This window comes from Streptomyces sp. NPDC091371, from assembly GCF_040684275.1.
Lineage (GTDB): Bacteria > Actinomycetota > Actinomycetes > Streptomycetales > Streptomycetaceae > Streptomyces.
In genome coordinates this window covers 115,136-128,998 of the sequence record NZ_JBFBFP010000009.1, presented here as the reverse complement: position 1 = coordinate 128,998, position 13,863 = coordinate 115,136, and the positions used below count along the sequence as shown (strand labels likewise).

Below are 13,863 nucleotides of genomic sequence, written 5' to 3'. Positions count from 1 at the left end.
TGGTCCTGAGCTGGGGCCCGAAGGTCCCGCGATCACCGGCCCCCATCCTCCCCCGCCCTGCCTGACCTGGCATTTCGAGCGGTCCGAAGGTCCATCGTGCGCTTGTGAAAGCTTTCACAAGAATTTTGCGACGATCAGACGATCTGAACCAGAGCGAAGCCTGTGGATACCGCGACGCACGTCGTGACCAGGCCCGGCAGCATGAAGGAGTGGTTGGCGACGAAGCGGCCGACGCGGGTGGTGCCGGTCCGGTCGAAGTTGATCGCGGCGATGAAGGTGCCGTAGGTGGGGAGGAGGAAGTAGCCGTTGACGGCAGGCCACATCGCGATGAGCAGCGGCGCCGGGATACCGAGGGCGAGGCCGAGCGGCATCAGGGCATTGGTGGTGGTGGCCTGGCTGAAGAGCAGAGCGGAGAGGACCAGCAGCATGACCGCGAAGAACCACGGATGGTCCTTGGCGACCCCGCCGAGGGCCCCGGTGATCCGGGCCTCGTTGGCCCCGATGAAGGACAGCCCGAGCCAGGACAAACCGAAGACCCCGATGACCGCGACGAGACCGGACTTGGCCACGTCCGTCCCCGGTATGCGCTTGGCGTCGACCTTGCACAGGAGCAGGATCAGCGCGGCCACGGCCATCATGAGGATCTCGATGGTGGCGGACATGGACAGCGGCCCCTTGGCCGTGTCCGGGCGCAGACCCGGGAAGAGCCCGCTGAGCACGACGGCGACGGTCCCGCCGAGGAAGAGGTACGCCGACCAGCGCGCCCGCGGCCGCAGCGGCGGCGCGGCCTCGGCCGGGGCGGGGGCCTCGATCTCCCCGGCGGCCAGCCGGCGCAGGTACTCGGCGTCCTGGCCGAGCTCCTTGCCGATGCGCGACTGGACGGTGGCGGCCACGAGCACGCCGAGGAGGGTGGCGGGCACGGCGACCGCCATGATCCGGGGCAGGTTCCAGCCGTCGCCGTCGAACATCACGATCATGGCGGCCATGGCGGCGGAGACGGGCGACGCGGTGATACCGAAGGTGGCGGCGATGGAGGAGACGGCGATGGGCCGCTCCGGCCGGACCCCGCCCTCGCGGGCCACGTCGTGGATGACGGGCAGGAGGGGATAGAAGACGTGCGCGGTGCCGGCGCCGAGGGTGAACGCCCAGGAGACCAGCGGCGCGACGTACACGACGCGCCGGGGCTTGCGCCGGATCGCCCGCTCGGCGAGCCCGACGAGGTAGTCGATGCCGCCGGCCGCCTCCATGGCGGAGGCGGCCATGATCACCGCGAGGATGATCAGCATGACGTCGACTATGCCGGAGGTGTCGGCGGGGGTCACCCCGAAGAACGTCGCGAGCACGAACACCCCGACCGCTCCCCAGAGGCCCATCGCGACGCCGCCCTTGCGTGAACCGAGGGCGATGGCCGCCACCATGACGGCGAGCTGCAGGAACATGCCGAGCACTGGGCGTGGCCTTCCGTTCGTGTCGGGTCAGGTCGGGAGTCCGTCTGCGGCGCCGCTGCTGGGGCTCCGCCCCAGACCCCGCGCCTCAAACGCCGGCGGGGCTGGAGTTGCCCTTCGGGCAACCCAGCCCCGCCACATCCAGCCCCTCCGGAGTTTGAGGAGCGGGGTGCGGGGCGGAGCCCCGGATCTCTGAGGAGCGCGGAACAGCCGCGGCCGCTTAGCTCGGTGCCTCCGCGCCCTTACGGGCGTAGAACCACCAGGCCACGACCACGCAGGAGGCGTAGAAGGCCACGAAGCCCCACATCGCGCTCGTCACGGCGAAGTTGGCGAACATCGCCGGGATGAAGAAGAAGCCGTAGGCGGCGATCGCGGCGGTGAAGCCCGTCACCGCGCCCGACTCGATCTCGGCCTGCTTCAGCGCGGCCTCGTACTGCGGGGTGCCCTCCGTCAGTCCCTTCAGGTGCTGGCCCCGGAAGATGACCGGGATCTGGCGGAAGGTCGAGCCGTTGCCGATGCCCGAGAAGAAGAAGGCCGACAGGAAGCAGAGGAAGAAGCCTTGGAAGGAGCCCTGGTCGGAACCGGCCGGGAGGAAGGTGATCACGCCGATGATCGAGGCGCCCATGCCCACGAAGGACAGGATCGTCACCCGCGCGCCGCCCAGCTTGTCGGCGATCCAGCCGCCCGCCCAGCGGGCCAGCGCGCCCAGGGCCGGGCCCATCCAGGCGTAGGTGGCCACCGAGTACGCGGGGAAGGTGGTCTTGATCAGCAGCGGCAGCGCCGCCGCGAAGCCGATGAAGGAGCCGAACGTGCCGACGTAGAGCCAGGTCATCAGCCAGTTGTGCTTGCGCTTGAAGATGATCTTCTGCTGGCTGAAGGGGGTCGAGGCCACCTTCAGGTCGTTCTGGCCGAACCAGGCCACCACGGCCAGGACGATCAGCACCGGGACCCATACGAAGGCGGCGTTCTGGAGGTAGATCTCCGAGCCGTTCGCCTTCTTCTGGCCCGCGCCGATGGCGAGCACCGAGGACGTGATCAGGATCGGGGTGAGGAGCTGGACGACGGAGACGCCCAGGTTGCCCAGGCCGCCGTTGATGCCGGTCGCGTTGCCCTTCTCCTGCTTCGGGTAGAAGAAGCCGATGTTGGCGAGCGAGGAGGAGAAGTTCGCGCCGCCGATGCCGCAGAGGGCCGCGATGGCGATCATCGTGCCGTACGAGGTAGACGGGTCCTGCACCGCGAAGCCCAGCCACAGCAGCGGCACGATCAGCACGACGGTGGAGAGCGCCGTGAAGCGCCGCTGGCCGATCATCGGGCCGAGGAAGGTGTAGAAGATGCGGGCCGTACCGCCGGTGATGCCGGGGACGGCGGTGAGCCAGAACAGCTGGGACTGGCTGAAGCCGAAGCCGACGTCCTTCAGGTTGGTCGCCGTGATGCTCCAGACCTGCCAGACCACGAAGGCCAGCAGCAGGGCTGGCACCGCGATCCACAGGTTGCGGGTGGCGACCTTCTTCCCGGTGGTCCGCCAGAAGGACGGGTCCTCCGGCGTCCAGTCGGTGATGGTGCGGCCCGGACGATACTGCGCTGGGTCGGCGAGGTGCGGCCGTACCGCTTCCTGCGTGGCGGAACTCATGGCTTCGTCCTCAAGTGTCGAGGGTTGTCCTTGCCTATCCAGGTTCCGCCCGGCCCCCGGCCCCGCGGCAGAGGAGAACGCACTGTGGGCAACAGGACAAGGTCCCGTCGCCCACAGTGCGTTGGTCGGCCGGTCAGTTCAGCGGGAGCACCGGGAGGGAGACCTCCGGGTCGTCCAGGCACACGCCGGTCCGCAGGTCGAAGACCTGCTTGTGCATCGGGGAGGCGACGACGGGGACCCCGTCGCGCGAGCCCATGATGCCGTTGGCGATGACGTCCGCGCCCGAGAAGGGGTCCCGGTTGCCGACCGCGTACACCTCGCCGGCGCGGTCCTTGAAGAGCGCCGCCTGCGTGCCGTCCGGCAGGACCGCCGCACGTCCCCGGCCCGGTTCGAGGGAGTCGGCGGCCGCCCCGAAGTCCACCGTGCCGAAGCGTTCCAGCGCCGCCGGGTCCTCCAGGACCGCCTGCCATTCGTCCCGGTAGGCGGCGACGTGCCGCTCCATCTGCGCCTCCAGCTCCGCGCAGATGCCGAGCGAGTCCTCGATCAGGACCTCGCGAAGGTGCTCCAGGCCGCCGTCCAGCCGTTCGATCCAGGCCGCCGTGCGCTCCAGCCGCTCCCCGGTGCGGATGTAGTACATGAGGAACCGGTCGACGAGGGCGAGGAGTTCGCCCGTCGTCAGATCGGAGGCCAGCAGGTCCGCGTGGCGCGGCGTGGCCCCGCCGTTGCCTGCGACGTACAGGTTCCAGCCGTTGGCGGTGGCGATCACGCCGATGTCCTTGCCCCGCGCCTCCGCGCACTCGCGCAGGCAGCCGGAGACCCCGCCCTTGAACTTGTGCGGGGTGCGCAGCCCCCGGTAGCGCAGCTCCAGGTCGATGGCGAGCTGGATCGAGTCCCCCTGCCCGAAGCGGCAGAAGCGGGCGCCGACGCACGACTTCACCGCGCGCAGGGACTTCCCGTAGGCCTGGCCGGACTCGAAGCCCGCGCTGCCCAGGCGCCGCCAGATGTCGGGCAGTTGCTCCTTGCGGACCCCGAACAGCCCGATCCGCTGCGCACCGGTGATCTTCGTGTAGAGGCCGTGGTCGCGGGCCACCTCGCCCAGCGCGATGACCTGCTCGGCGGTGATCTCGCCGCCCGCGACCCGCGGGACGACCGAGTAGGTGCCGTCCTTCTGCAGGTTGGCGAGGAAGAGGTCGTTGGAGTCCTGCAGGGCCGCCTGCTCGCCCTCCAGGATGTGCCCGAGGCCGAGGTCCGGGGCGAGGGTGCCGAGCACGTTGGCGACGACGGGCTTGCAGACGGCGCAGCCCTCGCCGCCCTCCCCGTAGGCCTCCATCAGCTCGCTGAAGCCGCGGATGCGCTCGGTGCGGATCTTCTCGTACACCTCGGCGCGGGTCAGGGTGAAGTGCTCGCACAGCCCGCGCGGCTTCTCGATGCCGGCCGCCGCCAGTTCGGCGTCGAGGACGGCCTGGAGGGTCCCCAGGCAGCCGCCGCAGCCGGTCCCCGCCTTGGTGCACTTCTTGATGCCGCCGATGTCGGTGAGCGACTCGTCGACGACGGCGCCCCGGACCTGCGCCTTGGTGACGTTGTGGCAGGAGCACACCACCGCGTCGTCGGGCAGCGCGTCCGCGCCCGGCAGGGCCGTGCCGTCCGAGGCGGGCAGGATGAAGGCCTCCGGCGGTGCGGGCAGCACCCGGCCCGCGTGCGGCTTCAGCGAGCCGTACGCCTGCGCGTCGCCGACCAGGATCCCGCCGAGCAGGGCCCCGTCCGGGCCGAGCAGCAGTTTCTTGTACACGCCCTCGCGCGCGTCGGAGAAGACCACGGAGACGGCCCCGTCCCGGCCCTCGGGCGCGAAGGGGTCGCCGAAGGAGGCCACGTCGGCGCCCATCAGCTTGAGCTTGGTGGAGGTGTCGGCCCCGGTGAAGGTCAGCTCGCCGGCGCCCGCGAGGGCCTCGGCGACCGTCTCGGCCATCTGGTAGCCCGGCGCGACCAGCCCGTACACCTTGCCGTCCAGGGCTTGCGCGCATTCGCCGACCGCCTGGGGGTCCCCCCGGACGGAGTCTGGGGGATGTACGGGTCGCTCGTCCGGCAGTGCGCGTCGACGACGACCCCGCCCCGGTCGCCCACCGCGAGCCCGCACTCGCGCGCGAGGCGGTCGCGCGGGCGCACCCCGGCCAAGAAGACCACGACGTCCGCGCTGATCACGAAGGGTTCGCAACTGCTGTGCCCGCAAGTCGCTTGGGCGCACGATAGCCCGATCGGGTGAACAGTCGGGCGATCCGTGCGCCCGCCCGTGGGGCATACGTAGATTGCTCGGTGTGATCTGAGACGCCGGGTGCGGTGCCAGCGTGCGGGGCCCCCGCTCCACCAGAGAGATGGTCCGGGGCCTCCCCGTCGCCTCTGGCCGCATCCACATGGCCAGGTCGTGAGGGATTCCGCCCGCCTGGAACGGACCGCATACGGGATATGCGTCGCCGCCCAGGACGCGAAAGCGGATGACCAGTGCGTCCAAGACCGTTCGGGACGTGCCAGCGAGCCAGGGTTCATCCCTGCTCACTGATCAGGAACGGTAGGAGCCGGTTGCCAGCAACGGCCGGACACGGTGGTGCCCGTACGGGCGGCCGGGGCGAGCGCCCGACCGCCCGTACGGGCACCCAGCCGCAGGTCGACGCCGTACCGCTCCAGGAAGCCGGGCTCGACCAGCGACAGGTCCTCGCCGGTGGAGCCGGTGAAGGCGGCGGAGAGGTGCACCCGGTCGTAGGCGGGCCGCTCCTCCTCGGCGAGAACCGTCACCTGCCAGCCCGAGTCCCCCGGCCGGGCGGGGTCGGCGAGCGCGTCACGCTCGGCGAGCGCCTCCAGCAGGCGGTGCCCCACCATGCCGTGGCCGATGACAACGAGCGTCTGCGCCATGGTTCTCACTCCGTGTGCGTGCGGATGTTCCTCCTTCCGACGGTAGGTCCGCTCCACAGCCCCGAGCCGCGGAGAACGACCTCTGAGCAGGGGACCGGCGCCCCGTTCCGCACAGGACGTGTGGCCCTCGGAAGGGGCCCTTGGCCGCCTCGCCCCGGCCTGCCCCGCGGCTAGCGTGGGAGGAGCCCCGGCACGCCCGCCCGGCCCTGGGCGACCCGTCCCACCACGCGAAGCGAAGGGGGCACGTCCATGCTCGTCCTCGCCGTGCACGGCAGCGCGGTATCGGCGGCCGCCGCGACCATCGGGCGGCTCACCGCCGCCGTCGAGGCGCTGAGCGGGATCCGCCCGGTCGTCGGCCACCTGGACGTGCAGTCCCCGTCCCTCGCCGACGTCGTACGAAGGCACCCGCGCTCGGTGGTCGTCCCGCTGCTGCTGGGCGACGGCTACCACCGCCGCGTCGACATCCCCGCCGTCCTCGAAGGCACCGGGTGCGCGCTGACCGACGGGCTCAGCGGCGAGCCCGACATCGCCCTGGCCCTGCGCAGCCGGCTGCGCGACGCCGAGCGCCGCCGGGGCCCCTACACCCGTGCCGACGCCGTGATCGTGGCGGGCGCCGGCTCCTCCCGCCCCGGCGGCAACGCCGGTACGACCGCCTGCGCGGACCGGCTCGCCGCCCTGCTGGAGTGCGACCCCGACGCCGGCCCCGACCCCGTCCCGGTGGTCCCCGCGTACCTCACCTCGGCCGGGCCGACCGTGCCCGAGGCGCTGGCCGCCCTGCACGCCGCCGGGCACCGCCGCATCGCCGTGGCGGCGCACCTGCTGGCCCCGGGCCGGTTCACGCACGCGCTCGCGGGCTGCGGCGCGTGGACGGTGTCGGAGCCGCTGGCCGACCATCCGCGGCTGGCCCGGCTGGTAGTCGGGCACTACGAGTCCGCCCGGGGCACCCGGGTGGTGCGGGCTGCGCGCCTGGCCTGCTGAACGGGTACCCGTCTGCTCTCCTGGCCGCTATGGCGTACCTTCCGATGACCGCGCGCAGCCGCGACGAGCACTACCGCGCGGCCACCCCGCTGGAGCTGTTCTTCGACCTCTGCTTCGTCGTCGCGATCGCCCAGGCCGGCGCCCGCCTGGTGCACGCGCTGGCGGAGGGTCATCCCGGGGCGGGGGTGACCGGCTACTTCCTCGTCTTCTTCGGCGTGTGGTGGGCGTGGATGAACTTCACGTGGTTCGCCTCCGCCTACGACGTCGACGACGTCCCGTACCGGATCGCGACGCTCGTCCAGATCTCCGGCGTGCTCGTCTACGCGGCCGGGCTGAGCCGCGCCTTCGACGAGAACGACTGGACCGTCCCCGTCATCGGCTACGTCATCATGCGCGTCGCGCTGACCGCGCAGTGGCTGCGGGCCGCGGCCGGGGAGCGGGGCGCGGCGCGGTCGGCGGCGCTGAAGTACGCCGCCGGGCTGGTGATCTGCCAGGCGGGCTGGGTGGCACTGCTGTTCGCCCCGGAGGGCGCCAAGCGGTGGCTGTTCCTCGTCCTGGTCGTCGCCGAGCTGTCGGTCCCGGCGATCGCCGAGCGCGGGCACGAGACCCCGTGGCACGCGCACCACATCGTGGAACGGTACGGCCTGTTCACGATCATCGTGCTGGGCGAGACGATCGCGGCGGCCACGGTCGCCGTCAAGTCGGCGCTGGACGAACACGAGGCCCTCGGCGTACTGCTGCCGATCGCGGGCGGCGGGCTGCTGATCGTCTTCGCCGCGTGGTGGATCTACTTCGCGGTGCCGATGCACGAGCACCTGGCCTCCAACCGGGAGGCCATCCCGTGGGGGTACGGCCACCTGCTGATCTTCGCCTCGGGCGCGGCGATCGGGGCGGGCATCGAGGTGGCGGTGGAACACGCGGTCGGCAAGGCGCACATCTCCCAGACCGCGGCGAACGCGGCCGTGACGGTCCCGGCCGCGGGGTTCCTCCTGATGGTCTGGTTCCTGCACTCCCGCCACTTCAAGCGGGGCCTTGCCCAGCAACTCACCCTCCCGGTGTCCGCCGTCGTGGTCCTGGCCTGCGCGTGGCTGGGCCCGTACGCGGTGCTGTACGCGGGGCTGGTCTGCGCGGCCACCGTCGCGGTGGGCCTGACCCTGTCGAGCCGGTCGCAGCGCTGACACCTGCGGCGCCGTTGCGGGGGCGCTGCCCCCGAACCCCCGCGCCTCAAACGCCGGCGAGGCTGGATTTGCCGCTGCGCGGCAACGCAGCCCGCCCGGGGCAAGGTTGCTCTGCGCGCGCTTGACGGCTGACGCCGGCCACATCAAGCCCCGCCGGCGATTGAGGCGCGGGGTCCGGGGCAGAGCCCCGGCAGCGGCGCTCAGCCGAACCGTCACTCCTCCGCCCCCGGCGGCGTTGGGCAGGCCATGACACTCCCCGCACAGCGCACCGGCCAAGCCCCCGGCAGGGAACTGACCGAGCCAGGGTTCTGGCAGCGGCCCCCGGAACACCGCCTCGCCGCCTTCGCCCGTCTCCGGGCAACCGGCGGCCCCGTCTTCGTCCCCGACGGGCCCCGCGGGCACACGGCCCTCCTCCGCCACGCCCACGTGCAAGAGGCCAGCCGCCTGCCCAAGGTGTTCGCCAGTGCCCCCGGCGTGACCACCCCCGAGCCCGCCCGCTGGGTCCGCGCCCTGTTCGGGGACTCGATGGTGAACCTGGACGGCCCCGACCACGCCCAGCTCCGCAAGATCGTGCAGCGGGCCTTCACCCCCCGGCTGCTGGCGGCCGCCGAGGCGGACATCCACGCCGTGGCCACCCGCATCGTGGACGACGTACTGGCCGGGCAGCCGGACGAGTTCGTCTCCGCGGTGGCCTCCCGCCTGCCCCTGGAGGTCATCTGCAACATGATGGGCATCCCGGAGCGCCACCGCCCCGAGATCGCCGACCGCGTCAATCACGCCTCCGAGAACATCGGCGTGGAACGCGCCCTGGCCTCCCGGCTGCGGATGCCCGGCCGCGGCCTGCGCGCCCTCGCGCGCATGCAGCGGATGGTGGCCGGCATCGGGCGGGAGCGCCGCAAGAACCCCACCGACGACCTGATCTCGGCGCTGGTCTGCGCGAACGTGGACGGCCAGGCCCTGGGGGCCCGGCAACTCGGTGCCTTCTTCTCCCTCTTGATGGTCGCCGGGGTGGAGACCACCCGCAACGCGATCACCCACGGGCTGACCCTGCTCACCGATCACCCGGGCCAACGGGACCTGCTGCTCTCGGACTTCGAGAAGTACGCGGACGGCGCGGTCGAGGAGATGATCCGCCACTCGACGCCGATCATCCAGTTCCGCCGGACGGTCGTGGCCGAACACACCCTGGGGGGCCACCTGTTCCGCCCCGGCGACAAGGTGGTGCTGTACTACGCCTCCGCCAACCGCGACGAGGCGGTCTTCCCCGACCCCGACGCCTTCGACATCACCCGCTCGCCCAATCCGCACCTCGGCTTCGGCGGCGGCGGCCCGCACTTCTGCCTGGGCGCGCACCTGGCCCGGGTGGAGATGAGGGCCCTGTTCCACGAACTGCTGACCCGGCCGGTCGGGCTGCGCGCGGTGGGTCTGCCCGATCTGGCGGGGTCGAACTTCGACAACCGGGTCCGCTCGCTCAAGTTCGCCTTCGAGCGGCCCTGACCACGCCCCGGACCGAAAGGGCCGGCCACCGGGCAGGCTGGGAGCCCGGCGGCCGGAGCACGGGGAACCCCCCTGCGCGCGCCTACTTCTGCAGGCGCCGCACCGCGAGGACGCAGTGGGCGCTGCCCGTGAGCACCGCCTCGTCGCCCGCGAACGCCTGCAGGGTCTCCGGGGCGACCGGCTCGCCCGGGACCGCCTCGGGCCAGGCCCGCGTGGCGAAGAGGAAGTACGCCTGCCCGCTCTCGTCCGCCGCGGCGACCCACTCGTCGGGGGCGGTGCACCGCGCGTTCATCCCGGGCAGGGTGAGCGCGATCTGGTTGCCCTCCAGCAGGATCTGCACCGGGAAGGCGGCCGGGTTGCGGGTGCCGTCCATGACCACGTCGCCGATGGGCAGGCCGATCTCCTCCAGCAGCCCGCGGGCCGCCGCCTCGCCGGCCTCCCGGCCGCCCGGGCCGTCGCCGAGCGTGTAGGCGAGCAGGTACGGGATGTCGTGCGCCTCGGACGGGTCGCCGATCCAGGCGAGCACGGAAAGGGTGCCGAGCTGGGTCCGGTCGATTTCGGCTTGAGTAGAAGTCATGCGCCGCACCCTAGTGGTCCGGCCGCCGAGCCTTTCACGGCCTTTCACTCGGGCGGGCTAGACGGCCCAGAATCCCTCTCCGGAATTCGCCCGCATGTTCGCGTCCTGGTACTGGAGACGGTCAATGCGCGCGTTTTCCGGGATTTCGAACACCACCCAGCCCTCGGCCCGTTCGCCGACCGCGAGGGAATCGAAGACGAGTGGTTTGCCGGTCGTCAGTTCACCGGTGGGCACCACCCCGTGGCGCCGGCCCGCGCTGTCGTGCGCCCACATGCGTCCGAGCGCCCCGTACGAGTCCCCGCCCACGTTGACGAAGGACATCGAGGCGGCCACCCACCGCTTCCCCGGGGTCGGCGCGAAGTTCTTCTCCACGCTGATCGCCGGGTCCACGTACGCGCTCAGCACCACGTCCAGGTGACGGCCGACCCGCTGGCCGTGCACCCGTACGGAGTCACCCACATGGGCATCCTTCACCGCGTTGCGCCCGGCGCCCCCGGGAACGCCGTCGTCCACCGGGACGGCCGGCCCGGCGGCCGGGGCGACCGCGGCCCCCTCGGGGGCGGTGTCGCAGGCCGTGGCGCCGATCAGGAACAGCGGCAGCAGCGCCGCGCGGGCGAGAGCGGGGAGGGCGGGGAGCAGGCGGGGGGACTGCCGGGGGGAGTGGCTCATGCGGGATCCCTTCGGGGACGTATTCCGGCCAGTCTCACGCGCCCGAGCAGCCAATTGCACACACCGACACGAGTGCGCGGAGCGAGTACGCGCACCCGCCTGCCAGCACAATTCGTTCCGGCGGATTCCCGCCGCTCTCACCATCTGGAGGAAGAATGCGCATGTCCGGCCGCCGAATGGCGCTCGCAGCCCTCTCCGCACTGGCCGCCACCGCGGTATTCACGACCCCGGCCGGGGCCACCGTTTTCGACCAGGGTATTTCCGTACATCATGACGCTCATATCGCCGCGGACGGCGCCGTCACCCTTTCCGGCACCTACCACTGCGAGCAGGTGTCACCCATGGGAGCGATGCAGATCAGGGCGACCGTCGTGCAGGAGCCGGGCCGCCAGCTGACCATCGGCGGCGGCCAGGCCGTCTGCGACGGCGCGGAGCACCGGTGGGAGGCGCAGGTGCCGGGCTTCCTCGCGGGCGTGCACCCGGGCCGCGCGACGGTCACCGCGGCGCTCCAGGAGGTCCGGCTCCAGGGCCTGATGCCGCGGTCGGTCACCACGGTCGCCGAAGACACCGAGGACGTCGAGTTCCACGAGGAGCGCTGAGCGGTACCCGGCCCGTGGCGCGCGCCCGCCCATCCCGTAGCCGCCGCTACCGGCACTCGGGCGCGACGTCCGTCATCGACATGAACGCCACCGCCTGGCACCCGGGGTCCGCGTGCGGCCGTCCCGTCGTCCAGTCCACGACCGTGGGCACCCCGGCCGCCAGCAGGAGCAGCGCGAGGATCCCCGTCGCCGCGCCCTTGCTCAGCCGGCGCACGGAGCGCTCCCGCGGAGCCTGTCCGACACGGAGGCCGGTACGAAAGCCGGTACGAAAGCTGTCATAGCCCGCATCATCACCCCGCCCCCGCCGCCCCACAACTCGGCGTGACGGCCCGGTCACCCCACGCTCCGGGGGCTGCCGCCCGCGTCGAACTCGCACCACACCGCCTTGCCGTCGCCGCGGGACTCCACCCCCCAGTGCGTGGCCAGCGCGTCCACCAGCAGCAGCCCGCGCCCCGTCGTGGCCGCCTCGCCCGGGGAGCGCCGGCGCGGCCACACGCTGGAGCGGTCCTTGACCCACAGCCGGATCCGCCGGACCGGCTCGGGCAGCACCTCCATGGTCAGCACCGCCCCGCCGTCGGTGTGCAGCAGGGCGTTGACCAGCAGTTCCCCGGCCGCCAGTTCCACGTCGTCGGCGAGGTCCGGCATGCCCCAGTCGCGCAGCGCCTGCCGCAGCGCGTAGCGGGCCTCCGACAGCCCCTCGGGATCCGCCTGGTGCACGTACTGGTGGATGCGGGGAGCCCGGTGGGTGCCCGGGTCGGGGGCCCGGCGCAGCACCAGCAGGGCCACGTCGTCCCCGGAGCCCCAGCGCTCCCAGAGCCGGTCGGAGAGGTGGTCTGCGAGCGCCCCGGCCCCCTGCGGGCCGCTGCGCACCGCGTGGGCGAGGGCCTCCATGCCCTGGGTGATGGCCGTCCCGGGCTCCTCCACGAGCCCGTCGGTGCACAGGACGAGGGTCTCGCCGGGGACCAGGTCGAGCCGGGTCTCGGGGAACTCCTCGTGCTCGAAGACGGAGGCCAGCCCCAGCGGCAGGCCGCCGCGCACGTTGGGCCATCCGGTACGCCCGTCCGTGTGCCGGATCAGCGGGCCCAGGTGGCCCGCGCGGACGGCCCGTACGCCTCCGGTCTCCAGGTCCACCTGTGCGTACATGCAGGTCGCGAAGCGCTCGGTGTCCAGTTCGGCGAGGAAGCGCGAAGCCCGCGCCAGCACCGTCGACGGGGGGTGCCCCTCGCCCGCGTACGCCCGCAGCGCGATGCGCAGCTGGCCCATGATGGCGGCCGCGTGCGTGTCGTGGCCCTGTACGTCGCCCACGACGAGGCCGACCCGGTCGCGGGGCAGCGCGATCACGTCGTACCAGTCCCCGCCGACCTCCCGCCCGCTCCAGGCTGAGTGGTAGCGGACCGCGATCTCCCCGCCCGAGATCTCGGGGATCCGGCGCGGCAGCATGGCGGCCTGCAGGCCCGTGGCGAACTCCCGCTCCTGGTCGAAGAGGAGCGCCCGCTGGAGCGACTGGGCGACGATGCCCGCGAGGCCCAGGCACAGGTTGCGCTCCTCGGGGCTGAACTCGCTGCGCCGCCGGTAGAAGAGCACCAGCCCGCCGATGGCCTTGGCCTGCGCGATCAGCGGCAGGTAGGCGGCCGCGTCGTACTGGATGCGGCTCAGGTACTCCGACAGCAGCGGGAACTCGTTGCCGAGCTCCGTGAGCGAGGTGACGAAACGTGCCTTCCGGGAGAGCACCGCCTGCGACAGCGGCAGCGAGCCGTCCAGCCGGGTGAACTTCCGCTCGCTGAGGATCTCCAGCGTCTCCCCGCTCAGCGCGATGATCTTGATGGTGGCGCCCTCGACCAGCCCGAGCGCCAGCCCGTCCGCGCCGAGCCGCTCCAGCGCCCCGGCCCCGGTCAGCGCCGCCGTCACGTCATCGACGGTCACCGCCCGCGACAGGGCCTCCGTGGTCCGCTGCACGATCGTGGTCTGCTGGGCGCGCGCCGTCTCCAGCTTGCGCAGGAGGGTGGCGTGGGCCAGCTCCGGCGTGGCGTCCCGGACGATCCCCACGATCCGGTGCGGCCGCCCGTCCGGGTGCCGCAGCACCCGGCCCTGGGTGTGCGTCCACTGGTCGGTGCCGTCGCGCCTGCGCACCGTGAAGTACGCGCCGTACGTGTCCCCGCCGCCCTCCAGGACCGAGACCACGCTCTCGTTCAGCCGGGCGGCGTCCTCGACCGGGATGCGCACGCCCAGCGCCTCCGGAGTGCCGTCGAACTCCTGCGGCTCGACGTCGAAGACCGCCAGGCCCGCCTCGTCCGCCACCAGCGTCCCGGCGCCCAGGTCCCACTCGAAGCTGCCCATGCCGTTCAGCGCGAGCCGCTCCCCCGGCCCGGTCGCCGGGGAGCGCCCG

Annotated in this window: 11 protein-coding genes and 1 pseudogene; 4 read left to right on the top strand and 8 right to left on the bottom strand. The window is 72.5% G+C overall.

Annotated elements, in window-relative coordinates; translation table 11 throughout:
* Window positions 1-134: 134 nt before the first annotated feature.
* From AB0O21_RS13445 to AB0O21_RS13430, 4 genes and pseudogenes are all read right to left on the bottom strand, one after another.
* Window positions 135-1,439, bottom strand: coding sequence for an anaerobic C4-dicarboxylate transporter (locus AB0O21_RS13445; RefSeq protein ID WP_365170381.1), 1,305 nt, complete (start codon window positions 1,437-1,439; stop codon window positions 135-137).
* 226 nt (window positions 1,440-1,665) lie between these two features.
* Entirely contained in the window at window positions 1,666-3,075 is a 1,410-nt protein-coding gene (locus AB0O21_RS13440; protein WP_365170378.1) for a NarK family nitrate/nitrite MFS transporter, read from the bottom strand.
* 133 nt (window positions 3,076-3,208) lie between these two features.
* A pseudogene (gene nirB, locus AB0O21_RS13435) lies at window positions 3,209-5,271 on the bottom strand (nitrite reductase large subunit NirB); the annotation flags it as partial.
* 351 nt (window positions 5,272-5,622) lie between these two features.
* The gene (locus AB0O21_RS13430; protein ID WP_365170375.1) at window positions 5,623-5,979 is read right to left on the bottom strand and encodes a hypothetical protein; all 357 of its coding nucleotides are present in this window, start codon (window positions 5,977-5,979) and stop codon (window positions 5,623-5,625) included.
* A gap of 249 nt (window positions 5,980-6,228) precedes the next feature.
* Here AB0O21_RS13430 and AB0O21_RS13425 point away from each other — a divergent pair, with 249 nt between their 5' ends.
* The 3 genes from AB0O21_RS13425 to AB0O21_RS13415 all read left to right on the top strand — a co-directional run bounded on the left by AB0O21_RS13425 (window position 6,229) and on the right by AB0O21_RS13415 (window position 9,632).
* Complete coding sequence (locus AB0O21_RS13425; RefSeq protein ID WP_365170372.1) at window positions 6,229-6,957, top strand: CbiX/SirB N-terminal domain-containing protein; 729 nt, start codon at window positions 6,229-6,231, stop codon at window positions 6,955-6,957.
* A 29-nt stretch (window positions 6,958-6,986) separates the two neighbouring features.
* A complete protein-coding gene (locus AB0O21_RS13420; protein ID WP_365170370.1) occupies window positions 6,987-8,135 on the top strand; it encodes a low temperature requirement protein A in 1,149 nt (382 codons plus the stop codon).
* Window positions 8,136-8,381: 246 nt separating this feature from the next.
* A complete protein-coding gene (locus AB0O21_RS13415) occupies window positions 8,382-9,632 on the top strand; it encodes a cytochrome P450 (protein ID WP_365170367.1) in 1,251 nt (416 codons plus the stop codon).
* An 82-nt stretch (window positions 9,633-9,714) separates the two neighbouring features.
* Here AB0O21_RS13415 and AB0O21_RS13410 read toward each other — a convergent pair whose 3' ends face one another.
* Together AB0O21_RS13410 and AB0O21_RS13405 are read right to left on the bottom strand one after the other, a co-directional pair.
* On the bottom strand, window positions 9,715-10,209 hold the full coding sequence (locus AB0O21_RS13410) for a DUF5949 family protein (protein WP_365170364.1): 495 nt from the start codon (window positions 10,207-10,209) through the stop codon (window positions 9,715-9,717).
* 57 nt (window positions 10,210-10,266) lie between these two features.
* On the bottom strand, window positions 10,267-10,878 hold the full coding sequence (locus AB0O21_RS13405; RefSeq protein WP_365170361.1) for a hypothetical protein: 612 nt from the start codon (window positions 10,876-10,878) through the stop codon (window positions 10,267-10,269).
* Window positions 10,879-11,039: 161 nt separating this feature from the next.
* Here AB0O21_RS13405 and AB0O21_RS13400 point away from each other — a divergent pair, with 161 nt between their 5' ends.
* On the top strand, window positions 11,040-11,477 hold the full coding sequence (locus AB0O21_RS13400) for a DUF6299 family protein (protein WP_365170358.1): 438 nt from the start codon (window positions 11,040-11,042) through the stop codon (window positions 11,475-11,477).
* A 46-nt stretch (window positions 11,478-11,523) separates the two neighbouring features.
* Here the strand turns inward: AB0O21_RS13400 and AB0O21_RS13395 are convergent, their stop codons facing one another.
* Together AB0O21_RS13395 and AB0O21_RS13390 are read right to left on the bottom strand one after the other, a co-directional pair.
* Complete coding sequence (locus tag AB0O21_RS13395; RefSeq protein WP_365170355.1) at window positions 11,524-11,691, bottom strand: hypothetical protein; 168 nt, start codon at window positions 11,689-11,691, stop codon at window positions 11,524-11,526.
* Window positions 11,692-11,810: 119 nt separating this feature from the next.
* Window positions 11,811-13,823, bottom strand: coding sequence for a SpoIIE family protein phosphatase (locus AB0O21_RS13390; RefSeq protein WP_365170640.1), 2,013 nt, complete (start codon window positions 13,821-13,823; stop codon window positions 11,811-11,813).
* Between the last annotated feature and the right edge of the window lie 40 nt (window positions 13,824-13,863).